General features: G+C 71.6%; 21 protein-coding genes and 1 pseudogene. 13 read left to right on the top strand and 9 right to left on the bottom strand.

Going from position 1 to position 23,428, the window contains the following annotated elements:
- Positions 1-80 precede the first annotated feature (80 nt).
- The 3 genes from ACFWR9_RS11050 (at position 81) to ACFWR9_RS11040 (ending at position 2,671) form a co-directional block, all read left to right on the top strand.
- Positions 81-665: a hypothetical protein gene (locus ACFWR9_RS11050; RefSeq protein ID WP_383838909.1), complete on the top strand. Its 585-nt coding sequence runs from the start codon at positions 81-83 to the stop codon at positions 663-665.
- A gap of 98 nt (positions 666-763) precedes the next feature.
- Positions 764-1,732: an acetylxylan esterase gene (locus tag ACFWR9_RS11045; protein ID WP_383838906.1), complete on the top strand. Its 969-nt coding sequence runs from the start codon at positions 764-766 to the stop codon at positions 1,730-1,732.
- Between the two features lie 195 nt (positions 1,733-1,927).
- On the top strand, positions 1,928-2,671 hold the full coding sequence (locus tag ACFWR9_RS11040) for a winged helix-turn-helix domain-containing protein (RefSeq protein WP_383838903.1): 744 nt from the start codon (positions 1,928-1,930) through the stop codon (positions 2,669-2,671).
- 11 nt (positions 2,672-2,682) lie between these two features.
- On the opposite strand, the gene ACFWR9_RS11035 is transcribed toward ACFWR9_RS11040, so the two are convergent.
- Both ACFWR9_RS11035 and ACFWR9_RS11030 read right to left on the bottom strand, forming a co-directional pair.
- Positions 2,683-3,408 (bottom strand): class I SAM-dependent methyltransferase, encoded by a 726-nt coding sequence (locus ACFWR9_RS11035; RefSeq protein WP_383838900.1) that lies wholly within the window; start codon positions 3,406-3,408, stop codon positions 2,683-2,685.
- A gap of 136 nt (positions 3,409-3,544) precedes the next feature.
- Positions 3,545-4,132, bottom strand: coding sequence for a PadR family transcriptional regulator (locus ACFWR9_RS11030; RefSeq protein WP_383838897.1), 588 nt, complete (start codon positions 4,130-4,132; stop codon positions 3,545-3,547).
- 71 nt (positions 4,133-4,203) lie between these two features.
- On the opposite strand from ACFWR9_RS11030, the gene ACFWR9_RS11025 reads away from it, so the two are divergent.
- From ACFWR9_RS11025 to ACFWR9_RS11010, 4 genes are all read left to right on the top strand, one after another.
- Positions 4,204-4,614 (top strand): nuclear transport factor 2 family protein, encoded by a 411-nt coding sequence (locus ACFWR9_RS11025; protein ID WP_383838895.1) that lies wholly within the window; start codon positions 4,204-4,206, stop codon positions 4,612-4,614.
- A gap of 375 nt (positions 4,615-4,989) precedes the next feature.
- Positions 4,990-6,123: a transcription termination factor Rho gene (gene rho, locus ACFWR9_RS11020; protein ID WP_383838892.1), complete on the top strand. Its 1,134-nt coding sequence runs from the start codon at positions 4,990-4,992 to the stop codon at positions 6,121-6,123.
- 121 nt (positions 6,124-6,244) lie between these two features.
- The gene (locus ACFWR9_RS11015) at positions 6,245-7,471 is read left to right on the top strand and encodes a D-alanyl-D-alanine carboxypeptidase family protein (RefSeq protein WP_383838889.1); all 1,227 of its coding nucleotides are present in this window, start codon (positions 6,245-6,247) and stop codon (positions 7,469-7,471) included.
- Between the two features lie 105 nt (positions 7,472-7,576).
- The gene (locus tag ACFWR9_RS11010; protein WP_383838886.1) at positions 7,577-8,635 is read left to right on the top strand and encodes a fatty acid desaturase family protein; all 1,059 of its coding nucleotides are present in this window, start codon (positions 7,577-7,579) and stop codon (positions 8,633-8,635) included.
- A 12-nt stretch (positions 8,636-8,647) separates the two neighbouring features.
- Here the strand turns inward: ACFWR9_RS11010 and ACFWR9_RS11005 are convergent, their stop codons facing one another.
- From ACFWR9_RS11005 to ACFWR9_RS10990, 4 genes and pseudogenes are all read right to left on the bottom strand, one after another.
- Positions 8,648-9,484, bottom strand: a complete 837-nt coding sequence (locus ACFWR9_RS11005; RefSeq protein WP_383838883.1) for an undecaprenyl-diphosphate phosphatase — start codon at positions 9,482-9,484, stop codon at positions 8,648-8,650.
- A 39-nt stretch (positions 9,485-9,523) separates the two neighbouring features.
- Complete coding sequence (crcB, locus tag ACFWR9_RS11000; RefSeq protein ID WP_383838880.1) at positions 9,524-9,898, bottom strand: fluoride efflux transporter CrcB; 375 nt, start codon at positions 9,896-9,898, stop codon at positions 9,524-9,526.
- Complete coding sequence (locus ACFWR9_RS10995) at positions 9,898-10,314, bottom strand: fluoride efflux transporter FluC (RefSeq protein ID WP_383838877.1); 417 nt, start codon at positions 10,312-10,314, stop codon at positions 9,898-9,900. The genes crcB and ACFWR9_RS10995 overlap by 1 nt, the downstream gene beginning before the upstream one ends.
- 47 nt (positions 10,315-10,361) lie before the next feature.
- Positions 10,362-10,644: pseudogene (locus ACFWR9_RS10990) on the bottom strand (ArsR family transcriptional regulator).
- A gap of 179 nt (positions 10,645-10,823) precedes the next feature.
- Between ACFWR9_RS10990 and ACFWR9_RS10985 the strand changes: the two are divergent.
- The gene (locus ACFWR9_RS10985) at positions 10,824-11,231 is read left to right on the top strand and encodes a MarR family winged helix-turn-helix transcriptional regulator (protein ID WP_383838874.1); all 408 of its coding nucleotides are present in this window, start codon (positions 10,824-10,826) and stop codon (positions 11,229-11,231) included.
- 53 nt (positions 11,232-11,284) lie between these two features.
- Here the strand turns inward: ACFWR9_RS10985 and ACFWR9_RS10980 are convergent, their stop codons facing one another.
- Both ACFWR9_RS10980 and ACFWR9_RS10975 read right to left on the bottom strand, forming a co-directional pair.
- Positions 11,285-11,686, bottom strand: coding sequence for an SseB family protein (locus tag ACFWR9_RS10980; RefSeq protein WP_383838871.1), 402 nt, complete (start codon positions 11,684-11,686; stop codon positions 11,285-11,287).
- A 116-nt stretch (positions 11,687-11,802) separates the two neighbouring features.
- Positions 11,803-12,273 carry an SRPBCC family protein gene (locus ACFWR9_RS10975; protein ID WP_383838868.1) on the bottom strand — a complete coding sequence of 157 codons (471 nt, stop codon included), beginning with the start codon at positions 12,271-12,273 and terminating at the stop codon, positions 11,803-11,805.
- Between the two features lie 150 nt (positions 12,274-12,423).
- Here ACFWR9_RS10975 and ACFWR9_RS10970 point away from each other — a divergent pair, with 150 nt between their 5' ends.
- The 5 genes from ACFWR9_RS10970 (at position 12,424) to ACFWR9_RS10950 (ending at position 21,911) form a co-directional block, all read left to right on the top strand.
- A complete protein-coding gene (locus tag ACFWR9_RS10970; protein WP_383838865.1) occupies positions 12,424-13,869 on the top strand; it encodes a glyceraldehyde-3-phosphate dehydrogenase in 1,446 nt (481 codons plus the stop codon).
- 145 nt (positions 13,870-14,014) lie between these two features.
- Positions 14,015-16,282, top strand: a complete 2,268-nt coding sequence (locus tag ACFWR9_RS10965) for a hypothetical protein (protein WP_383838862.1) — start codon at positions 14,015-14,017, stop codon at positions 16,280-16,282.
- A gap of 91 nt (positions 16,283-16,373) precedes the next feature.
- Complete coding sequence (locus ACFWR9_RS10960; RefSeq protein WP_383838859.1) at positions 16,374-16,883, top strand: DUF6215 domain-containing protein; 510 nt, start codon at positions 16,374-16,376, stop codon at positions 16,881-16,883.
- 300 nt (positions 16,884-17,183) lie between these two features.
- On the top strand, positions 17,184-19,304 hold the full coding sequence (locus tag ACFWR9_RS10955; RefSeq protein ID WP_383838856.1) for a twin-arginine translocation signal domain-containing protein: 2,121 nt from the start codon (positions 17,184-17,186) through the stop codon (positions 19,302-19,304).
- A 174-nt stretch (positions 19,305-19,478) separates the two neighbouring features.
- The gene (locus ACFWR9_RS10950) at positions 19,479-21,911 is read left to right on the top strand and encodes a beta-N-acetylglucosaminidase domain-containing protein (RefSeq protein WP_383838853.1); all 2,433 of its coding nucleotides are present in this window, start codon (positions 19,479-19,481) and stop codon (positions 21,909-21,911) included.
- Between the two features lie 440 nt (positions 21,912-22,351).
- Here the strand turns inward: ACFWR9_RS10950 and argG are convergent.
- Positions 22,352-23,428 (bottom strand): argininosuccinate synthase (gene argG, locus ACFWR9_RS10945; RefSeq protein ID WP_383838850.1); only part of this gene is annotated, 1,077 nt, incomplete at its 5' end.

Below are 23,428 nucleotides of genomic sequence, written 5' to 3'. Positions count from 1 at the left end.
CGACCCGGAGGCGCGGTGGTTCCTCGCCCGTCATGGCCGTCCGTGCGCCTTCCGGTCGCGGTGATCGCGGGGAGGTCGACATGCGAACCCGGGTGCGCGGCTGGCGCCGGCGGCACAATCCGCTGCGCCGCCGGTCGGACGTCGTCGAGTCCTGGACCCTGCTGGTCGTCGCTCTTCTCCTGTTCGTGGGCGCACCACTGCTGGGGGCCGCCACCGCCTGGTGGGGCTACGGCCAGGCGAAGGCGATCGTCGCGGAGCAGCGGGCGGACCGGCACCGCGTGAGCGCCGAGGTGGCCGGCGACACGGGCGGCACCCTGCCGTCCGCCCAGCTCGACGGGCAGCACTCGTACCGCACGACGGTCCGCTGGAGCACGCCGGACGGCGCTGAGCGGAGCACCACGGCGCGGGTCCCGGCCGACGCCCGGCACGGTGACCGGGTCGACGTGTGGCTGGACTCGCGGGGGCGGAGCGTGCCGCCGCCGTCGGACGGCTCCCAGATCTGGCAGCACAGCGCCACCGTCGGCTCCTTCACCGCCATCGGCACCGGCCTCACGGTGCTCCTGCTGCACCGCGCGGTGCGCGGGGTGGCCCTCAGGCGCCGGATGAACGAGTGGGACCGCGACTGGGCCCGCACCGAGCCCCAGTGGACGCACCGCCGGGCCTGACGGGGTCCCGCCCGCGATCTGGCCCGCCTTCCGGCCCCTCACGTACGGTGTGATCATCCGTACGGTCCGGCACGTCTCCCCCGCAAAGGCGGTTCCCGATGGCCCTGTTCGATCTTCCGCTCGACGAACTGCGGGCGTACCGGAGCGCGTCGAGCGAGCCGGCGGACTTCGACGCGTTCTGGACCAAGACACTCCAGGAAGCCCGCGAGCACGACCTGGACGCCCGCTTCGAGCCGGTCGAGACGGGCCTGTCCACGGTGCGGGTGTACGACGTGACGTTCGCCGGGTTCGGCGGTCACCCGGTGAAGGGCTGGCTGACGTTGCCGGCCGCGGCGGGGGAGCCGTTGCCGCTGGTCGTGGAGTTCGTCGGGTACGGCGGCGGGCGCGGGCTGCCGCACGAGCACCTGCTGTGGGCATCCACGGGCCGGGCCCACTTCGTGATGGACACCCGGGGCCAGGGCAGCGGCTGGGGCGGCGGTGGCGGGACCGCGGACCCCGTAGGCGGCGCGCCCGCGTACCCGGGCTTCCTGACCCGCGGCCTGGACGCCCCCGAGAACTACTACTACCGCCGGGTCTTCACCGACGCCGTGCGCGCCGTGGAGGCGGCCCGTTCCCACCCGCTGACCGACGCGGGCCGGACGGTCGCGCTCGGCGGGAGCCAGGGCGGCGGGATCTCGCTCGCGGTGGGCGCTCTGGTGCCGGACCTGGTGGCGGTCGCCCCGGACGTGCCGTTCCTGTGCGACTTCCCGCGCGCGACCACGATCACCGACCGGCATCCCTACCGTGAGGTCGGCCTGTACCTGAAGACCCACCGGGGCCGGACCGAGGACGCGCTGCGCACGCTGTCCTACTTCGACGGCGTGCACTTCGCGGCGCGGGGCCGGGCGCCGGCCCTGTTCTCGGCGGCGCTGGAGGACGAGACCTGCCCGCCGTCGACCGTCTTCGCTGCCTTCAACGCCTGGGCGCACGAGGACAAGGCGATCGAGGTCTACGACTTCAACGACCACGAGGGCGGCGGACCGTTCCAGCAGGCCGCCAAGGTGCGCTGGCTGCGCTCGTACGCCTGAGCCACTGCGGTCGCGGGTGCCGACGGCGCGGTTTCGGACACGGCGCTCGCGGCGGAGGCCGTACGCGGCCGGACGCGCGGGTGATGTTTCGGCCGAACCGGCGGACCGGCCTTCCCTGCTGGTTTAGACCAGTGGTACTCCTGGTGGCGCACCGAGCCCGAACGGCTACCGTACGTCACCCTCAGGAGGCGCGGCATGGACCGCACCACCCCGCACGACGACCCTCTCGCCGACGACCGGCCGCTCTACTGGCGGGTGGCGGCACGACTGCTCGGCGAACTGCACGACGGCACCGTCCCACCTGGCGAGCGGCTGCCCGGCGAGCGCCGGCTGGCGGATCACTTCGGGGTCAGCCGGGAGACCGTCCGGCAGGCCCTGGACGTGCTGCGCCGGGACGGTCTGCTGACCACCGACCGCCGGGGCAGTCACGCCGCCCTGCCCGGACCGCCGGCCAGGAGTCCGGCGCCGCTCGCCTTCCCGGTGGGCGCCCGTCCGGCCGAGCCCCGTACCGGCGACCGCGCCACCGTCGCCTGGGAGGCGCCGCCGGCCGAGCACGCGGCGGCGCTGGGGCTGGTGCCTGGCCGGCCGACGCTGGTGCACCGGTACGCGTCGGCGACCGCCGACGGAAGCGGCCGGCGGACGGCCGTGACCTCCTTCTCGGCCGTGGCGCTCGCCGAGGTCGAGGAGCTGGCCCGCTACCGCGACCGCGCCGACGGCGTCGCATCGGCCCAGCTGCGGCGGGCCTACGACTGGATGCGCAGGGCGGGCCTGACCCTGCATCACCGGGACACCATCACCCCGCTCACGGACACGGCCTCGGTCCGGGTCGTGCGCCGGGTGCACGACCAGCACGACCGGCCACTGGAGATAACGGAACTCCTGTTGGACGCCCGACAGGACGCCCTGGTCTACGAGTTCACGCTGCCGGCGGCCGGCTGAACCCACGCGCGCTACGCCGTGCGCCGGGCCGTGACCAGCCGGACGCGGGGGCTGCCGTCGGGCCGGCGGCCGAACTCGGGCAGGGCGTGCAGTTCCGCGCGGAAGCCGGCGCGCGCGAGTTCCCGGCCGACGTCCCCGAGCCGGAACGTCCGGTAGTACATGACGAACGGCGGCCGCCACAGCGCGTTGCGCACCCGCATCGCCGCGTCGAAGCCGAGCAGCGTCCAGTACCCCGGGGAGCCGGGGCGGGGCGGCGCGACCACGGGGAAGGCGAAGCGGCCGCCCGGCCGGAGCACGGACCGCACCTGGCCGAACAGGCCCGGCAGTTCACGGGGCAGGAAGTGCCCGAACGCGCCGAAGCTCACCACGAGGTCGAACTCGGCGCCGAACGGCAGCGCACGGGCCTCCGCGCGCACCCAGGAGACCTCGGGGCCCGGGGGCACGGTGCGCCCGCGCGCGACCTCCAGCATGCCCGCGCTGAAGTCGACCCCCGTCACCCTCTCCCGGCACACCCGGGCCAGCACGTCCACGCCCGCGCCGGTGCCGCAGCACAGGTCGAGCCCGGCGCCGAACGGTCCCATCGGCGCCAGCGCCGAGGCCACCGCGTCGAGCACCCGGTCCGGCGTCCGGTAGGGGGTGTGGTCGAACTTCGGGGCGAGCAGGTCGTAGCCGCGCTCGACCGACGACAGTGCCTGGACGGCGAGTTCGCGCAAGGTGGGGCCTTCGGGGCTGAACATCGGCTCAGCCTAGGGGCTGACCGGCGGGACCTGCCGGGGCCCGCCGTTCGTCGAGCACGGCGAGGACGCGTTCGCACCAGCGGGCGTTGTCCCGCTCGAACGTGATCCCGGCGGGCCTTCGGCGCTGAACATCGGCTCAGCCTAGGGGCTGACCGGCGGGACCTGCCGGGGCCCGCCGTTCGTCGAGCACGGCGAGGACGCGCTCGCACCAGCGGGCGTTGTCCCGCTCGAACGTGATCCCGGCGAGCAGCGTGAGGTAGGGCCCGACGCGGTCGGCCTCCCGGAGGTGCCGCTCCTCCGTGCGCCCGTCCAGGAGGCGTTCGCGTACGCGCTCGTAGCGGGCGAGCTTGCCCAGGGCCCAGGCCCTGCGCTCCTCGACCAGCGCGCGGACGGCGTCGGGGTCGGCGCCGTCCATCGCCTGCATCTTGATCAGGAACTCGTCGCGGACGGCGGTGGGGCGCCGGGTCGGCTCGACGGCGAAGGCGCCCAGCCGCTCCCGGCCGGCCTCGGTGAGCGAGAACAGCCGCTTGGTGGGCCTGCGTTCCTGCTGCACCGTCCGTGCCTCGATCAGCCCGTCGCCCGCCAGGCGCTCCAGCTCCCGGTAGAGCTGCTGCGGCGTGGCGGGCCAGAAGTTGGCGAGCGACACGTCGAACACCTTGGACAGTTCGTAGCCCGAGGCCTCCCCCTCCAGGAGAGCGGCCAGGACGGCGTACTTGAGAGACATATCGACACGCTAGCAAGCACAGACTAATCTACTCCGCACCTATTCAAATATTTTAATAGGAGGTATCTGCGATGCAGGCATTCCGCGCGGCGGTCGAGGCGCACGACATCGACGCCGTCGAAGCACTGCTGGCCGAGGACGTGGTCTTCACCAGCCCCGTCGTGTTCAAGCCCTACCGGGGCAAGGCGATCACGGCGGCGATCCTGCGCGCGGTCGCGCGCGTCTTCGAGGACTTCCGCTACGAGCGTGTGATCGGCGAGGCGGGCGGCCGCGACCACGCGCTGGTCTTCTCGGCGCGGGTGGGTGACCGGGAGATCGGCGGCTGCGACTTCCTGCACCTGGACGGGTCGGGCCGGATCGACGAGCTGACGGTGATGGTGCGTCCGCTGTCGGGCGCCCAGGCGCTCCAGGCCGCCATGGCCGCGCAGTTCGAGCGGATCGCGGAGGAGGCGCGGGAGGTCCAGGCGGGTACGGCCGGCTGAGTCCGGCCCGGCACATGCGGAAGCCGCAATCGCGGAAGCCGGAACAGGCACCGCACCGGCGGCGTTGACGGGTGTGGGACGCAGGGCCGTCCCATTCCCGTACCCCTTCCACCACGTCCCGTGGTACGGTGCGGTCAGCACTTGTGTACGCCCCGTTGGGGCGCCGGTGCCAGTTTCCTTCGGTTCGCCGACCCGCCCGTCGCGATGCGACCGGCGCGTCCGCTTCTCAGCACAACCTCGTGAGCAGGTCGTCGTACCCGCTGTGACCGAGGTGCTGTTCCCGCCGTCCGGAGGCGTGTCGTCCGACCCCTCGCACGGCTTCCCCCTTCCTTCCGCATGTCCCATGCCCAGGTGTCCTCGAAAGGACCGACCACCATGACCACCACACTCGAACACCCCCCTGCACAGCAGTCCCCGGCCGAGATCGCGAGCGGCGTCCTCGACATCGAGACGGGCGGGAAGGGCCGCCTGCGGGGCGCGAGCCTCCAGCCCGAGCCGAACGACCTCGCCCTCTCCCCCGCCCTGATCCGCCGGCACGGCCTGCGCAAGGGCGACCTGGTCGAGGGCGTGCGCGGCGACCGGCGCACCCTGACGAACGTCACCCGCGTCAACGGCCGTACGCCCGACGGCCGCCGCCGGCACTTCCACGACCTGACCCCGCTGCACCCGCACGAGCGGCTGCGGCTCGAACACCCGGCGGCCGGCCTGACCGGGCGCGTCACCGATCTCCTCGCACCGGTCGGCAGGGGCCAGCGGGGCCTGATCGTGGCCCCGCCCAAGACCGGCAAGACCGTCCTGCTCCAGCAGCTCGCCGCCGCGGTGGCCGGCAACCACCCCGAGTCCCGGCTGATGGTGGTGCTGCTCGACGAGCGGCCCGAGGAGGTCACCGACATGCGCCGGTCCGTGCGGGGCGAGGTGTACGCCTCGACCTTCGACCAGAGCGCCAAGCAGCACATCGCGCTCGCCGAACTCGTCATCGAGCGCGCCAAGCGGCTCGTCGAGGCCGGTGAGGACGTCGTCATCCTGCTCGACTCCCTCACGCGGCTGTGCAGGGCGCACAACAACGCCTCCTCCTCCGGCGGCCGTACGCTCAGCGGCGGCGTCGACGCCGGGGCGCTGCTCGGCCCCAAGCGGTTCTTCGGCGCGGCCCGCAAGGCGGAGGAGGGCGGTTCCCTCACCATCCTCGCCACCGCCCTGGTGGAGACCGGCTCGCGCGCCGACGACTTCTACTTCGAGGAGCTGAAGAGCACCGGCAACATGGAGCTGCGGCTGAGCCGGGAACTCGCCGCCCGCCGGGTGTTCCCGGCCGTGGACATGGCCGGTTCGGGCACCCGGCGCGAGGAACTCCTGCTGTCCGCCCCCGAGGCCACCGCCGCACGCGGGCTGCGGCGGGCCCTGGCATCCCGGGACGGGCAGACCGGCCTGGAGACGCTGCTGGAGCGGATGCGCCAGAGCCCGGACAACGCCGCGTTCCTGCGGCAGGTCCAGCCGACCCTGCCGGCCGGCTGACCTCGGGCCGGCCCGCCGAGCGGCCCCGCCGGGGACCCGGTCCTACGGCATACGGGTGCTCGCGCGCCCGACTCGCCCCGGGCAGCGCGGCGGTTCGGGGGTCCGTTCCTACGTTTGCGGTATGACTATCGGATTCTCATCCCGGGCGGCTCGATCCACCTGCATGCTCTGCGTGGCAGGCCTGCTGACGCTCATGCCCGCCGCCGCGGCCGCCCGTACGGGACGGCCGGCCCCCGGGCCACCGGGCGGGCCCGGCCCGGTGGCGCAGCCCGCGGCGCTGTACGGCTCCGGCACGCAGGTCCGGCCCGGCCCCGGGGCCCCAGGGGTTCCCGATGTCTCCGCGCTGTCCTGGGTGGTCGCCGACGCCGGCAGCGGCGACGTGCTGGCCGCCCACGACGCGCATCGTCCGCTGCCTCCGGCCAGCACCCTCAAGACGCTGTTCGCCCTCACCGTGATGCCGGTCCTGCCGGGCGGCATCCGCCACGAGGTGAGCGCGGACGAGCTGTCCGGCATCGGTCCGGGCAGCAGCCTGGTCGGGGTCATCGAGGGCCACACGTACCGCGTCTCCGACCTGTGGAACGGGGTCTTCCTCAACTCCGGCAACGACGCCGTGCACGTCCTCGCCTCGCTCACCGGCGGCTGGAGCGCCACGGCCGCCCGGATGCAGGCCGAGGCCCGCGCCCTCGGCGCCCGCGACACCCAGGTGCGCTCGCCCGACGGCTACGACGCGCCGGGTCAGGTGTCGTCGGCGTACGACCTGGCGGTCTTCGGGCGGGCGGGGCTGCACGACCCGGACTTCGCACAGTACTGCGGCAAGGTCGACGCTCTCTTCCCCGGCCGGGACGGGGAAGCGTACGGAATCATGAACACCAACCGCCTGCTCACCGGGGCGGACGGCGTGGAGCCGTACCCGGGGCTCATCGGCGTCAAGAACGGCTACACCAGCAACGCCGGCAACACGCTGATCGCGGCGGCCCACCGCGACGGGCGCACCCTGGTGGTCACGGTGATGAACCCGCAGGAGGGCGGCGGCCACGCCGTGTACGAAGAGGCGCGCTCGCTGCTCGACTGGGGCTTCGAGGCGTCCGGTCTGGTCGAGCCGGTGGGCTCACTGACGCCCGAGGACCTCCGACCCCGGCCGGGTTCCGAGGCGGCACCCGAGGCGGCACCCGAGGCGGCACCCGAGGCGGCACCCGAGTCGGCACCCGTGGCCGTCACGTCGGCGCGGCCCGCCGACCACGAGCCGGGCTGGCCGGAGACCGGCGCCATCCTCGGCGTCGCCGGGCTCGGCGCGGGCGTCATGGCGCTGGCCCTGCGGCTCAAGCTCGTCCGCGACGACGGGAGTTGACGAGGAGCGGGAGGAGGACCCCCGGGAGGGGTGGTGCTGGCCACACCCCTGTTTCGGGTGCGGACGCCATTCTGTGGTCGGTAGCGCGTTCACATACTGAACCGCATGGCCAATCCAACGGTGCTCATCGAGAACTCCCCCGCGCGCGGACAGGAACAGCGACGCGAGAAGGGCAGCGACTTCTCCGAACTCTCACGGCGCATAGCCGACGCGGGTCTGCTCCGGCGCCGCCCGATGTACTACACGGTGCGATTCGGTGCCGTCGCCCTCGCGCTCGCGGGCGGCGTAGCCGCCTTCGTCACCCTGGGGGACAGCTGGGGCCAGTTGGTGGTCGCGGCGGCGCTGGCCGTCGTCTTCGGCCAGCTCGGACTGGCCGCCCACGACCTCGCCCACCGGCAGGTCTTCACCCGCCGGCGCCCCAGCGAGGCCGGCGGACTGCTGGTGGCCAACCTGCTGCTGGGCATGAGCTACGGCTGGTGGATGAACAAGCACACCCGCCACCACGCCAATCCCAACCACGAGGAGAAGGACCCGGACGTCTCCCCCGACATCCTCGTGTGGTCCCGGGGTCAGGCGAGCAGGGCGAAAGGGCTTCCGCGTTTCGTCGGGAAGCACCAGGCGGCCCTGTTCTTCCCGCTGTTGACGCTGGAAGGCCTCAACCTGAGTTCCAACAGTTTCAAGGCGCTGCGCAGCCCGTCCATGAAGCGGCCGGTGGTGGAGGGGTCGCTGCTCGTCGCGCACTTCGTCCTGTACTTCGGCGGACTGTTCACGCTGCTGTCCCCCGGCAAGGCGCTCGCCTTCATCGCCGTGCACCAGGGCCTGTTCGGGATCTACCTCGGCTCGGTCTTCGCACCCAACCACAAGGGCATGCCGATGATCGAGGAGGGCACACAACTCGACTTCCTGCGCCGCCAGGTCCTCACCTCCCGCAACGTACGCGGCGGTGCGTTCGTCGACGCCTTCATGGGCGGCCTCAACTACCAGATCGAGCACCACCTCTTCCCCAGCATGCCGACCCCCGCGCTCGCCAGGGCCCAGGCCGTCACCGAGGCGTACTGCGCCGAGCTGGGCGTCGCGTACCACCAGACGGGGCTGCTCGCCTCGCACCGCGAGGCCCTGCGGCACATGAGGAGCGTCGGGGAACCGCTGCGCGCCGCCCGCTGAGCGCGGTGGCGGTCAGCTGGGCAGCACGCCCGCGCCGAGCAGCCCGAACAGCAGGACGCCGACCACGATCCGGTAGATCACGAAGGCGTTGAAGGAGTGCTTGGCGACGAACTTCAGCAGCCAGGCGATGGAGGCGTAGGCCACCACGAAGGAGACGAGGGTGCCGACCACCAGGGGCGCGGCACCCGCCCCCGCGCCCAGGGCGTCCTTCAGCTCGTACAGACCGGCGCCGGTCAGGGCGGGGATGCCGAGGAAGAAGGAGAGCCGGGTGGCGGCGACCCGGTCGAGGTCGAGCATCAGGGCGGTGGACATGGTGGCGCCGGAGCGGGAGAAGCCGGGGAAGAGGAGCGCGAGGATCTGCGAGCCGCCGACCAGCATGGCGTCCTTGAACGAGGTGTCGTCCTCGCCCCGCTTGTGGCGGCCGGTGCGGTCCGCCACCCACATGACCCCGCTGCCGACGATCAGTGAGCCTGCCACCACCCACAGGGAGGCGAGCGGGCCCTTGATCAGCGGCTTGGCGGCCAGGCCCACCAGGACGATCGGGATCGTCGCGCAGATGACCCACCAGGCGAACTTGTAGTCGTGGTGGTACCGCTCCTCCCGGTCCCTCAGCCCGCGCACCCACGCGGAGAGGATCCGCGTGATGTCCTTGGAGAAGTAGACGAGCACGGCGGCGATCGCGCCGACCTGGATGACCGCCGAGAAGCCGATGACGGCGTCGTCGTCCACGGGAATGCCCATCAGCCCCTCGACGATCTTGAGGTGGCCGGTGGAGGAGACGGGAAGGAACTCGGTCACTCCCTCGACGGCTCCGAGGACGACGGCCTGACCGATGCTGATGGCGCTCATGAGACCCACTTCCTACTACACGCGGGCGAGTACCCCCTGTCACGCCCAGAGCGCGTCGGCCAGTGTCACCCCCGCGAACGCCGCCGCGAGGCCGGCCGCCACGCTCGCAAGCACGTTCACGGCGGCCGGGAGGCGGGAGCCGGTCTCGGTCAGGCGGAGCGTCTCGTAGGAGAAGGTCGAGTACGTCGTGAGGGCGCCGCACAGCCCGGTCCCGAGCACCAGACGCAGGTCGGATCCCGCGGCGCCGGCCGGCGTGGCACCGGTGAGCAGGCCCAGGACCAGAGAGCCGGCGACGTTCACGGTGAAGGTGCCCCGGGGGAAGTCCGAGCCGTGCCGGGACCGCACCGCGCGGTCGGTGAGGTAGCGCAGGGGTGCTCCGACCACGCCGCCCACGACGACCAGCAGCCAGTTCATCAGGGGCTCCGCCTTCGCTTCAGGGTCCGGCGGGCCGCCCACGAGGTGAACCACACCGCCGTGAGTGCCGCGAGCGGGGTGGCGGCGAGGTAGGCCAGGCCCGTGCGCGGGTGGCCGTCGGCGAGCAGGCCGCGGATGTCGACCGCGTAGGTGGAGAAGGTGGTGAAACCGCCGAGCACGCCGGTGCCGAAGAAGGGCCGGACCAGGCGGTGGACGTCCCACACCTCGGTGACGGCCACCATGAGCACGCCCATGACGGCACAGCCGGCGACGTTGACCCAGAAGGTCGTCCAGGGGAAACCGCCGCTCCGCGTCGGCCACCACAGGGCGGCGGCGTACCGGGCGGCGGCGCCGGCGCCACCACCGAGGGCCACGACCGCGACGACGGGTGCCTGGAACCGCCACCCCTGCGTCATGATCGTAGGTCTCCCGCTCGCTCGACGGCGGGGTCAGGCTAGCCCGTCTACCAGCCCCTCTCGAACATCCGGGCCACCGATGCGTACCTCGTCGCGTCGGTAGTACGTCCGCCCGCGGATCCTGCGGGTGCGCAGCAGGCCGAGGCGGGTGAGCAGGGCCAGGTGGGTCTCGGCCACCCCGCGGGGCACACCCAGCTTCGCGGCGACCGGGCCGGAGGAGACACCGTGTGCGGACGCGTCCACACGGCGCTGCGGCGGGAAGTGCGCGATCGGATCCTTGAGCCACTCCAGGATGTCGAGACGCGTGCCGTGCACGGGGGTCCTCGGCATCTCGCCCTCCCTCTGTCGGGCCCGCCCGTCCGTGTCCGTCCACTGTCCCGCAGCCGGGGTCCCGCTGTCCGGGAGTCCCCTTCTTGTCCGGTACCCGACGCGCCGGAGACCGTCCTGTTTCTTGCACGCGCACTAGTTGCACACTCAAGGAACGGGCTTTCCGGTGCTACCGTGCAGGTATGGCAGTCAGGACGGCCGGTCTGCGGCTGGAGGAACGGTGGCGGGACATCCTCGCCGTGCACGCGCGCACGATGTGCGAGATCGACCGCGCGCTGCATCCGCACGGTCTGGGGGCGAGCGACTTCGAGGTGCTCGACCTCCTCGTGACCGAGGGGCCCGAGGAGGGCGCCCAGTGCCGGGTGCAGAACCTGGTCGGCCGGGTCCACCTGAGCCAGAGCGCGCTGTCCCGGCTCATCGCCCGGCTGGAGAAGGACGGGCTGGTCGAGCGCACGATGTGCGCGGAGGACCGGCGCGGCGTGTACGTCGCGCTAACCCACAGGGGCCGCGACCTGCACGGCGAGGTGCTGCCGCTGCAACGGGCGGTACTGGCCCGCATGCTCGGCGAAGGCGCGGAGCCCCGCCCCTGATCAGGGGCGGGTGAAACCGGCGAGGCGACGGAGCCGGAAGTCGTCAGGCCGGCTCAGGGGCGGGCCAGCAGGCTGCGTACGCCGTCCGATGTCAGGGTGAGGCGGTGCTCCGAACCGGCGTCGATGGACAGCGACAGGTCGTCGGCGGGCCACTGCGCGGCGAGGGCGCCCAGCGGCACCATCCGGTAGCGGGAGACGTACGGCAGCAGGTCGGCCATCTCCAGCTCCGAGGTGAACACGGGCACCACCTGACGTCCGCCCTGCTGTTCCAGCACCGGCAGCGCCAGCATGCCGGGGTCGGCGGCCTCCTGGTCGTTCGTGTCGTCGGGCACGGGGACGAGGACGTCGCTGCTCGCGAGCGTGTCGAGCGCCACGGTGTCCTCGGTGTTCTCGGCCAGCGTGTCCAGAGCACGCTGGGCGGGCGTCACGGGGTGGTCGTTCGCGGGTGTCTCCATGGCAGATTCCCTGATAGCGGCGGTCTACGGCCCGCGCGGACGATGGGCACGGACGCGGTCCAGACTCGCGTACCCGATCATCCACGGCGCAATCCTGTGCGGCGCGGGTGCCGGACTCACTCCTGCCGCCCGGCCGCCTCCACCAGTGCGGCCGGCTTCGCCAGCGCCATCCGCGTGCCCGTCTCGTTGTCGGCGGCCGGCACGGCGTCGGGCAGGCCGTCGTGGGCGACGACGACCTCCGTGCCGCCGCCCGCGTCGGTGAGCGTCGTGGTCATGGTCATCGGGCCCTGGAACGCGGGGTCGGCGGACTCGAACTCGAGCACCTCCACGACCTGCTCGTCGGGCACGAGGCGGGCGAAGTGCCCGTGGTAGGTGTCGGTGTGCGCGCCGGACTTGCCGGTGCCCGTCGGCGCCTCGTAGGTGAGCGACACCCGGAAGGCGCCGCCCGCGCGGGCCTCGAACGCGTGCACCTGGGCGGTCATGCCGTCCGGGACCCGCCAGGCAGCGACGGCCGCCGGGTCGAGGAGCGCGCGGTACACGGCGGAGCGCGGGGCGTTCACGTGACGGGAGACGCGGGTCGAGTGCATGGGCACCACCCCTACCACCCTTCCGCCCGCCCGTCCCCCGGGCAAACACCCCGGAATCGGCACTCATCTGATCGCACGGGGGCCCACTTGATCGATCAACGGGATGGTGGGGTTAGCATATGAGCGCCGCCTAGCTCGAAAGATAGAGACGTGACTGTCAACGACGACTCGTTCACCAACTGGAAGAACCGCGAAGAGATCGCGGAATCGATGATCCCGATGATCGGGAAGCTGCACCGGGAGCAGGACGTCACGATCCTGCTGCACAGCCGTTCCCTGGTGAACAAGTCGGTGGTCAGCATCCTCAAGACCCACCGCTTCGCCCGCCAGATCGCCGGCGCGGAACTGTCGGTCACCGAGACGATGCCCTTCCTCCGGGCGCTCACCACGCTCGACCTCGGTCCCTCGCAGATCGACATCGGCATGCTCGCCGCCACCTACAGGGGCGACGACCGCGGACTCACCGTCGAGGAGTTCACCGCCGACGCCGTCGCCGGGGCCACCGGCGCCAACAAGATCGACCGGCGCGAGCCGCGCGACGTCGTCCTGTACGGCTTCGGCCGCATCGGCCGGCTCGTCGCCCGCCTGCTGATCGAGAAGGCCGGGTCGGGCAACGGCCTGCGGCTGCGTGCCATCGTCGTCCGCGGGGGCGGCGACCAGGATCTCGTCAAGCGCGCCTCGCTGCTGCGCCGGGACTCCGTGCACGGGCAGTTCCAGGGCACCATCACCGTCGACGAGGACAGCAGCACGATCCTCGCCAACGGCAACGCGATCAAGGTGATCCACGCCGACGACCCCTCGCAGGTCGACTACACGGCGTACGGCATCAAGAACGCCATCCTCATCGACAACACGGGCAAGTGGCGTGACCGCGAGGGCCTGTCGGAGCACCTGCGTCCCGGCATCGACAAGGTCGTCCTGACCGCGCCGGGCAAGGGCGACGTCCCCAACATCGTGCACGGCGTCAACCACGACACCATCAAGCCGGACGAGCGGATCCTGTCCTGCGCGTCCTGCACCACCAACGCGATCGTGCCGCCGCTGAAGGCGATGGCCGACGAGTACGGCGTGCAGCGCGGCCACGTGGAGACCGTCCACTCGTTCACCAACGACCAGAACCTGCTGGACAACTACCACAAGTCGGACCGCCGCGGCCGTAGCGCGCCGCTGAACATGGTCATCACCGAGACGGGTGCCGCCTCCGCCGTCGCCAAGGCCCTCCCGGACCTCAAGGCGAGGATCACCGGCAGCTCGGTCCGCGTGCCCGTGCCGGACGTGTCGATCGCGATCCTGAACCTCCAGCTCGCCCGCGAGACCACCCGCGCGGAGGTGCTCGACCACCTCCGCGAGGTGTCGCTGACCTCGCCGCTCAAGCGTCAGATCGACTTCATCAGCGCCCCCGACGCGGTCTCCAGCGACTTCATCGGCTCACGCCACGCCTCGATCGTCGACGCCGGCGCGCTGAAGGTCGAGGGCGACAACGCGATCCTCTACCTCTGGTACGACAACGAGTTCGGCTACTCCTGCCAGGTCGTCCGCGTCGTGCAGCACGTCTCCGGGGTGGAGTACCCCACGTATCCGGCCCCGGCGGTCTGATCCGGAGTATGGACGAGGGGCGGTGGGACTCGGTTCCCACCGCCTCGTCGGGTATCAGCCGGCCGCGGCCCGGGCATGCGAGTGATGGCGCTCCCGCCCGGGCGCCCCGCGTGGCACGACGGCCGGCTGAAACGAGAATGGCTCCATGGACGCACTGGTTCGGCGCTCCCCCTGGGTCGGGGTGCTGACCTGGTGCGTGGCGGTGCTGAGCCTGACCGTCCTGGCCGCGGCGGCCGTCATCCGCAGCACGGTGCTCGACCCCGGGTTCTACGGCCAGGTGCTGGAGGACGAACGGGCCTACCAGCGGTTCTACGACGAGGTGCTGGTGGACCCGGGCAGCACGCCGTTCACCAGCGAGCTGCTGGACCGGCTGCCGGTGCCGCAGTCGACCATCACCTCGAACCTCAAGGTCGTGATCCCGCCGGAGACGCTGCGGACCATGGGGGACCGTCAGATCGCCGAGGTGGTCCACTACCTGGAGGGCGACAGCGACCGGCTGCGCATCACGGTCGACCTGGAGCCCGTGGTCGCGAACGTCGAAAGGCTCAGCCAGGCCTACTTCGGTGATGCCGTCGCCGCTCTCCAGGAGCGGTCGGAGCCCGACTTCCAGGCCTTCGTGCAGCGCATGTCGGAACTGGTGGCGCGGGTGGTGGCCGGTGAGGCACCGCTGGAGGGACTGCCGTCGCTGCCGCTCTCGCACAGCCAGGCGGTCGCGGCCACGGACGCGCTGATGCCCCTGCTGCCGCGCGCCGCGCGCGCGGACCTGAGGCCCAGCGTGCAGACGGCGCTGGACCGCGGGGACCTCGCCTCGGCGCTGGCCGCGATCGCGCCGGTCGTCCTGACGGACCAGGTCCGGGACGCCGCCGCCGAACTGCTGAGGGAGGCGAGGCAGGGCACCTGGGTCGTCTCCGTCGACATCGATCCCACCGCCGAGGCGCTGGCTCCGGTGGACCGCGCCCGGTCGGTGACCCGGCTCTTCCAGGAGGTGGTGGAACCGGCGGCGGCCGTGCTCGGCGCGGCCGCGCTCACCCTGCTGTGGCTGTCCACGCCCTCGCCCGCCAGGCGCCGCCTGATGCCGCTGGGCTGGGCCCCCGCGGCCGCCGCGGCGCTGCTGGCGCTGACGGTGCTCGGGCTGCGACTCACCCTGGGCGACGCGCTGTTCGGCCCGCCGCCCTCGTGGCCCCCGGCGGCCTCGGGACTCCTCGCCGACGTCCAGGCCACCGCGCTGGACCGGCTCCTGACCACCGCCGTCGTCGTCGCGGTGATCCTGCTCGCCGCCGGCGCCCTGCTGATCCTCGTGGGCTGGGTCTGGGAGACCCGGCCCAGCGTGCCGGTCCTCACCGATCCGCGGCACGGTCCGACGCTGACCTTCGCCGTCACCGCCTGCGCGCTCGTCGGGACGATGCTGGCGCCGGTGGCGATCACCGGCTCCTCGCCGCGCATCTGCCAGGGCAGCGCCGAGCTGTGCGACGCCCGCTACGACGAGATCGCCCAGCTCGCCTCGCACAACGCGATGGCCACGACGGCGGACCGGTTCATCGGCCCCCTCCAGGATCCGGACATCGTCGGTCAGCTGGGCGCCGGGGTGCGCGTCCTGCTCCTTGACACCCACCAGTGGGAGCGGCCCGAGGAGGTCGCGGACCGGCTGAGCACCTCGGACTTCTCCTCCGACCTGCGCCGGCGGCTGACCGGCATCCTGGAGCGGGTGAACCCGCCGCACCCGGGTCTGTGGCTGTGCCACTCGGTGTGCGGCGCCGGGGCGCTCGAACTGGTGCCCACGCTGCGCCAGATCGGTGACTGGCTGCGCGACAACCCCACCGAAATGGTCACCCTGATCCTCCAGGACGGCGTGGACCCGGTGACGACCCAGAACGCCTTCCTCCAGGCCGGCCTCGCCGATCTGCTGTACCAGCCGGACCCGGACCCGGACCGCCCCTGGCCGAAGCTCAAGGACATGATCGACAGCGGCCGGCGGCTGGTGGTGTTCGCGGAGAAGGCGGACGGCCCCGCGCCCTGGTACCGGAACCTCTACCGGTACGGCATGGAGACGCCCTTCGCCTTCCGCAGCCCGGACGAGATGTCCTGCGTGCCGAACCGGGGCGGCTCGGACAAGCGGCTGTTCCTGCTCAACCACTTCGTCACGGCCGGCGGCGGGCTGCGGCTGGACGCCGGGACCGTCAACTCCCGGGAGCGGGTGCTGGAGCGGGCGCACAACTGTGAGCGGCAGCGCGGCAGACCCGTCAACTTCATCGCGGTGGACTACGCGACGATCGGCGACGCGCTCGGCGCGGTCGGGGAGCTGAACGCCGAACGGCTGGAGGACGACGCCCGCGACCCCGTCGAGCGGTCGCCGGACCGGCTGCGCAGCGCGCGGGGGGCGCGCACGTCGGACAGAGGGACAGGGGAGACATGACTGCCGAATCCGCGAGACCCGGGAAGGGCATGAGCCCGGCGGCCCAGGCGATCGCCGCGATGGTGCTGGTCAGTGCTCTGGCGGGCGGCATGTGAACCCTGGCGCAGGCCTCCTCGCCGCAGTGTCCGCGGACGTGAACCAGCCGTCTGCTCGGAACCTGACGAGACCCCGCCGTCGAAGCGCGTGCCCGGAGCGCAGCTGTGCAGGGGCACTGGTCCGTCCGGACCTACCGGCGCTCCTGGGGGCGCCGGAGGAGCAGGCGCAGAACGCCTACGGCAGCGACGGCTCGACCGCCTCGCCGACGACGAGAAGATCCCGACCCCCGGCGCCACCGTCGGGTTCGACCGACACGATGAAACCGTCGGCGACCTACGACGGTTCCCCGGTCGCGGGGACGACCGACCTCCGGGGGGAGGCCGCGCAGGCGAAGAGGGGCCTCGGACACACGGCGGTCCTCTACTCGAACCAGACCATCGCCATCTCCTTCGGCGGCGACGGGGCGAACGCCGGCCCCGCCCGGCGGCATCGCCCGCAGCCTGGGTTGATCTTGAACTGGGAACCCGGTTCGACCCGTACGTCCAAGGAGACGCCGACCCGCTGACCCCACTGTTCGTCGACACGTGATCGACCGCTCAAGGGCCTGCGGAACGCGGTGCCACCGTGGCGGGACACCACCGAACATCACCGGATTGTAGACAGGTTAAAGCGCTCCAGCAAGAGGCGCCGACAAGGGAAGCTAAAGCGCATTAGCTAATGACTTTAGTTGTTTGCAATCAAGGCCTCTGACCTGCTCATTTATCGTTCTCTGTCGGCAATTTGGCGACGCCCTGTTGACGCGGACAGGGAAACCGGTGCAACTTTCTTCCCGCACTCCCCGACCGAAACAAAGGACTCATCCCCCATGGACCGCAGAACCTTCATCGGCATGCTCGGCGCGGCGGGAGTGACCATCGGCCTCACCGGTCCGGTGGGCCCGTTCCGCGCCCCGGCCCACGCCGCCGTCGACCCGGCACCCGGGCGAGCGCCCCACCAGCCGTACATGCACGGCTACAACGCCGCCTCCCTCAAGAGCTGGAGCCCGCGGACCGACCGTTGGGCCAAGTACTTCCGCTCCCGGGTGCCGCTGGCCACCCGTATCGCGCCCTTCGCGGCGACCCAGGCGAACCCGGACCTGGCCACGGGTCCGCAGTTGATGAACCTGAGCTACGACTACGACAACTCGTTCTTCACCGCGTACAAGTACGACGACGTCTTCGCCCGCCGCTTGCTCCGCTTCTGGCAGTACACCGACCTGTACGGCTCCTGGCACGGCATGCCCGTCGCCGGCTCCCCGACCGACGAGCCCGAGCACGGCGTGGTCAACATGCCCAACCCCGCATACACCGATGCCGCGCACCGCAACGGTGCGAAGAGCCTGGGCTGCTGGTTCTGGCCACGAGGCGGCGAGTTCTCCGACTACCTGGAGCAGCGCGCCGACGGCAGCTTCCCGGTCGCGGACAAGCTGATCGAGATGGCCGGGTACTTCGGCTTCGACGGCTACTTCATCAACCAGGAGGCCGAGACCGCGCCGGCCGACGCGGCGAAGCTGATGGAGATGCTGAAGTACCTCCGGACACAGGCGCCCGAGGGCTTCCACATCCAGTGGTACGACACGATCATGGTTGACGGTGAGCTGGACTACCAGGACCAGCTCAACGGCAAGAACGCGCCCTGGATCCAGGACGGCGACACCCCGGTCAGCAACAGTCTGTTCGCCAACTACTGGATACCGGACGACGCGCAGGTCGAGACGTCCCGCACGACGGCGAAGAAGCTGGGCCTCGACCCGTACGAGGCCGTCTTCCACGGCACGGAGAACGAGAAGTACGGCTACAACCCGCCCTTCGACACCCGCCTGATCTTCCCCGAAGGCGAACCGGCCCGCACCAGCTGGGCCCTGTTCGGTTCGCACTTCGCCTGGGACCGCTACCCCGACCGCGACAACCCGGATGCACAGCCGGCCGTCTTCCAGCGCGAGCGGCGCTACTGGTCGGGCCCCAACGAGGACCCGACGCGCACCGGCCGGACGGAGTACGTGCCGTGGCCCCACGAGGACGACGGCAAGCCGCGCGACGCCGACAACCACAAGAAGTGGGACGGCGTCGCCCGTTACATCACCGAGCGGTCGGTCATCGGCTCGTTCCCGTTCGCCACCCGCTTCAACACCGGCCACGGCAGGTCCTTCTTCCTGGACGGCCGGCTCGCGAGCGAGCGCGAGTGGAACAACGCGAGCATCCAGGACCTGCTGCCCACCTGGCAGTTCTGGACCCGCAGCGGCGGCTCGGGTGACCCGCTCACCGCCGACTACGACTACACGCGGGCGTACGACGGCGGCTCCTCACTGCGGATATCAGGCGAGCTCGGCCCGCAGAACCCCACCACCGTACGGCTGTTCAAAACTGCCCTGAAAGTGACAGACGGCGAGCGGCTCTCCGTCACCTTCACGACCGGCCGCGCGGGCGCGGACAGCGGCCTCGAGGTCGGCCTGATCTTCGCCGACTCCCCCGAGCACTATGTCTGGCTGCCGGCCGGACGCACCCGGGGCAAGGGCTGGACCACCGCCACGCGCCGCCTCGACCGGTTTCACGGCCGGACCATCGCCGCGATCGGCGTGCGCGTCTCGTCCGCGAGCCGCGGCGCCTACTCCCTGAACATCGGCGAGTTGGCCCTTCTGGGCGGCGACCGCGGCTCCCGCCCGAAGACACCGTCCCACTTCACCGTGGACGCCGCGCACGTCGCCGGCGACTCCGCGGAGGTGTTCCTGTCCTGGCGGCTGGAGAAGCGGGACGTCTGGTACTACGACGTGTACCGGGAGTTGCCCGACGGCCGACGCGAGGCGGTGGGCCGGGTCTACGACGAGGTGTACTACGTCAAGTCCCTGGCCCGCTCCGGTTCCGAGTCCTCGACGAGGCTGCAGCTGGTGGCGGTGGCCCCGGACGGCACCCGCAGCACACCGGCGACCGCGAAGGTCCGCTGGTCCTGAGAACCGGCCGGCCGGGCGGCGCCTCGAGGCCTGCCCGGTCGGCCCTCCCGTCCGCGTCGCGTCCCCTCGACCCCGCGTGCGGCCCGGTCGTTCACGCGTCGGCGGTTGCACTCCCGCACAGCGCCACACCCAGACCCTCGCGAACCCATTTGCTCCAAGAAACCTGGAGGACCTTTGCCCCGCCTTGCCAAGACGCTGACCGCGATCGTCGTGGCCACCTCCGTGGCGACGGCGACCGCAGCGACGGCCGCCCCCGATCCGGGACCCGGGCCTCAGGCCGAAACGGCCGCCGCCCGGGACTCGCTGCCCGCCGTCTCCCCGACTCCCCAGACCATGTCCCGCTCGGGCAAGGACATCCAGCTCACCCGCCAGGCCGAGCTGGTGGTGGACGCCCAGACCGACGCGGCCGCCCGCGAACTGCTCGTCGAGACCCTGCGCGCACACGGCGTGAAGAACATCGACATCCGCGAACGGGCCTCGGGCAAGGCCTCGTTGACCCTGCTTCTCGGTCCGGCCACCCGAGCCGACGTGGACCAGGCCCTGTCGGACACCGCCGTGCCCGACCACGCCGAGGGCTATGCCCTGCAGGTCACGGCGGGCGGCGACCGGCGCGGCACGGTGGCTCTGGGCGGCACCGATGTCACCGGCCAGTTCTATGCCGTACAGACCCTGCGGCAGCTGTTCACCGACCCGGAGGAGGGGCGGGACCGGATCGCCGGCGCGTCGGTGAGCGATCACCCGTCGATGCCGCTGCGCGGCAGCATCGAGGGCTTCTACGGTCCCCCATGGACCCATGAAGAGCGCCTCGACCAGATGGACTTCCTCGGCGACGTCCGGTCCAACACCTACGTGTACGCGCCGAAGGACGACCCGTACCACCGCGAGAAGTGGCGCGACCCCTACCCGGCGGACAAGCTCGAGGAGCTGACCGGCCTGGTGCAGCGCGCGAGCGCCAACCACGTCCGCTTCACCTTCGCCGTCTCGCCCGGCGCGAGCATCTGCTACTCGGATCCGTCCGATACCGCAGCGATGACCAAGAAGCTCAAGGCGATGTACGACATCGGGGTGCGCTCGTTCTCCATCCCCCTCGACGACATCAGCTACACCAAGTGGAACTGCGAGGGCGACGAGAAGGAGTTCGGCGCCCCCGGCCGCGGCCCGGCGGCCGAAGCGCAGGTGAAGCTGCTCAACACCGTGCAGCGCGAGTTCATCGAGGCCCACCCGGGAACCAATCCGCTGCAGATGGTGCCGACCGAGTACGGCGACCTGACGGACACCGCGTACAAGCAGAAACTGCGCTCCACCCTCGACTCGAAGGTGGAGATCATGTGGACCGGCATGGAGGTGGTGCCTCCGGAGATCACCAACGACCAGGCGGCACAGGCGAGCAGGCTGTTCGGCCGCAAGGTCTTCGTCTGGGACAACTATCCCGTCAACGACTTCGCTCGGACCCGTGGGCGCCTGCTCCTCGCCCCGTACGACAAGCGGGAGCGCGGCCTTTCGCAGCACATCACGGGGCTCGTCTCCAACCCGATGAACCAGGCCGCGGCCAGCAAGCTCGCCATGTTCACGATGCTGGACTTCGCCTGGAACGACGGGGCGTACGACCGCGAGCGGTCCGCCCGGCAGGCCGCGCTGTACATGGCCGGGGGCAATGGCCGAACAGCGGACGCCATGCAGCGGTTCGTGGATCTCAACCATCTCGCGCCGACCTTCGGCACGACGCCGTGGCAGCCGCAGGCGCCCCGGCTCACCGCGGAGGTGGAGGCCTTCTGGAAGACGTACGCGGATGACCCCGAAGGGGCGATCCGCGCCTTCCGGCCGGCTGTCCGGGAGATCACCAAGGCGCCCGCGACCCTGCGCAAGGGTGTGCCGGACAAGCTGTTCCTGCACGACACCGACCGCTGGCTGGACGCCACCGAACTGTGGGGCGGGGCCCTGGGCCACGGTCTGAACGCGCTGGCCGCCATCGAGTCGGGAGACAAGGCCAGGGCCGCGGCCGAGCGCAAGGCGATGACGGCCGCCGCGGCCGAGGCCTCAAAGATCACGGTCGACCCCACGGAGCACCACCAGGTCGGCCCGGTCCGGATCGGCGACCCGGTCATCGAGGACTTCCTGACCAAGGTGGAGAACCGGCACGACGAGTCGCTCGGCCTGCCGCCCCTGAAGGAGGTCGCCCAGGGCAAGACGGCCACCCAGGTCTCCGACTGGGGTGACGGCACCGCGTACGGCGCTGCCAAGGCGGTCAACGGCGACCGCTACGACTTCTCCACCACCAGCGGCAAGGAGGCCCAGCCCTGGTGGCAGGTGGACCTCGGCGCGAGCACCGATCTGGAGCGGATCAACGTCTACAACCGGACGGACTGCTGCGCGGAGCGCGTCAAGGACTACTACGTCCTGGTCTCCGACGAGCCCTTTTCGGGCACCCTGGCCGAGCAACTCGCCAAGCCGGGGGTGACCGCCCACTACGAGGAGGCTCAGGCCGGCACCCCTACTGTCATCGAGACGAAGGCCAAGGGCCGCTACGTCCGTGTGTGGCTGGCGAACGCCAATCCCGTGGAACTGAACCTGGGTGAAGTGCAGGTGTTCGGCCGGGCGGCGCAGTAGTCCCCCGTGGGGCGCGGGCGGTGTCGCGCGATCTCTTGGATCGCGCGGGCCACCGAACTGCCGGAACCGGATCCGTCACGCCCCGACTTATTCTGGTATAGACGTTTCTGATCGTCTCCAGAGCGGCGACCCGGCCGCCAAGGTCGCCGCCCTGAAGGGCGTCGACCCAGACGACGAGGTCTGCTTCGTCGCTGCCCCGCGCCCACCGCCGGGCCGACAGCGGCTGCTGCCGCTGCGGGCACCGCGCCGGCGACCCTGGGCCACCCGCTCGCCGCGCTGAACGACGGCATGGTCGCGCAACCCCGCAACCGCACCGGCAGGAGCCGCACCAGCCCGCGCACCGCCCAGGAACGCCGCACAGGAGACACTCGAGAGGCCGTCTGCACGATCACCATCGCCGGGTCCAAGCCACAGTCAAGGAGGGCCCCCAGTGGACCTGGTCAGTCCGTGCCGGACTCCATCGCGGCGCGGTCGAGCAGTTCGTCCTCCGCGGAGACCTGGCCGCGCGAGGCGATGGCCTCGGCGCCGCCCTCCGGCATGGCGCCGATCAGCCCGGTCGCGGCGGCCTGGGCGGCACCGATGGCGGGGTTGGCGGTGCCGATCAGGCCGAGCCCGGCGTACTGCTCCAGCTTGGCGCGCGAGTCGGCGATGTCGAGGTTGCGCATGGTGAGCTGGCCGATCCGGTCGACCGGGCCGAACGCGGAGTCCTCGGTGCGCTCCATCGACAGCTTGTCCGGGTGGTAGCTGAACGCCGGGCCCGTGGTGTCGAGGAGCGAGTAGTCCTCACCGCGCCGCAGCCGCAGCGTGACCTCGCCGGTGACCGCCGAACCGACCCAGCGCTGCAGCGACTCACGGATCATCAGCGACTGCGGGTCGAGCCAGCGGCCCTCGTACATCAGTCGGCCCAGGCGCCGCCCCTCGGCGTGGTACTGGGCGAGGGTGTCCTCGTTGTGGATGGCGTTGACCAGACGCTCGTACGCGGCGTGCAGCAGGGCCATGCCGGGGGCCTCGTAGATGCCCCGGCTCTTGGCCTCGATGATCCGGTTCTCGATCTGGTCGGACATGCCCATGCCGTGGCGGCCGCCGATGGCGTTGGCCTCCATCACCAGGTCGACCGGGGAGGCGAACTCCTTGCCGTCGACCGTGACCGGGCGGCCCTGGTCGAAGCCGATCGTCACGTCCTCGGCCGCGATCTCGACGGACGGGTCCCAGAACCGGACGCCCATGATGGGCTCCACGGTCTCCACGCCGGTGTCGAGGTGCTCCAGCGTCTTGGCCTCGTGGGTGGCGCCCCAGATGTTGGCGTCGGTGGAGTACGCCTTCTCGGTGGAGTCCCGGTAGGGGAGGTCGTGGGCGACGAGCCACTCCGACATCTCCTTGCGGCCGCCCAGCTCGGTCACGAAGTCCGCGTCCAGCCACGGATTGTAGATCCGCAGCTGCGGGTTGGCGAGCAGGCCGTACCGGTAGAACCGCTCGATGTCGTTGCCCTTGAACGTGGAGCCGTCGCCCCAGATCTG

Origin of the sequence: Streptomyces sp. NPDC058534, from assembly GCF_042717365.1 — a bacterium.
Lineage (GTDB): Bacteria > Actinomycetota > Actinomycetes > Streptomycetales > Streptomycetaceae > Streptomyces.
This window is presented reverse-complemented; position numbering and strand designations above follow the sequence as displayed.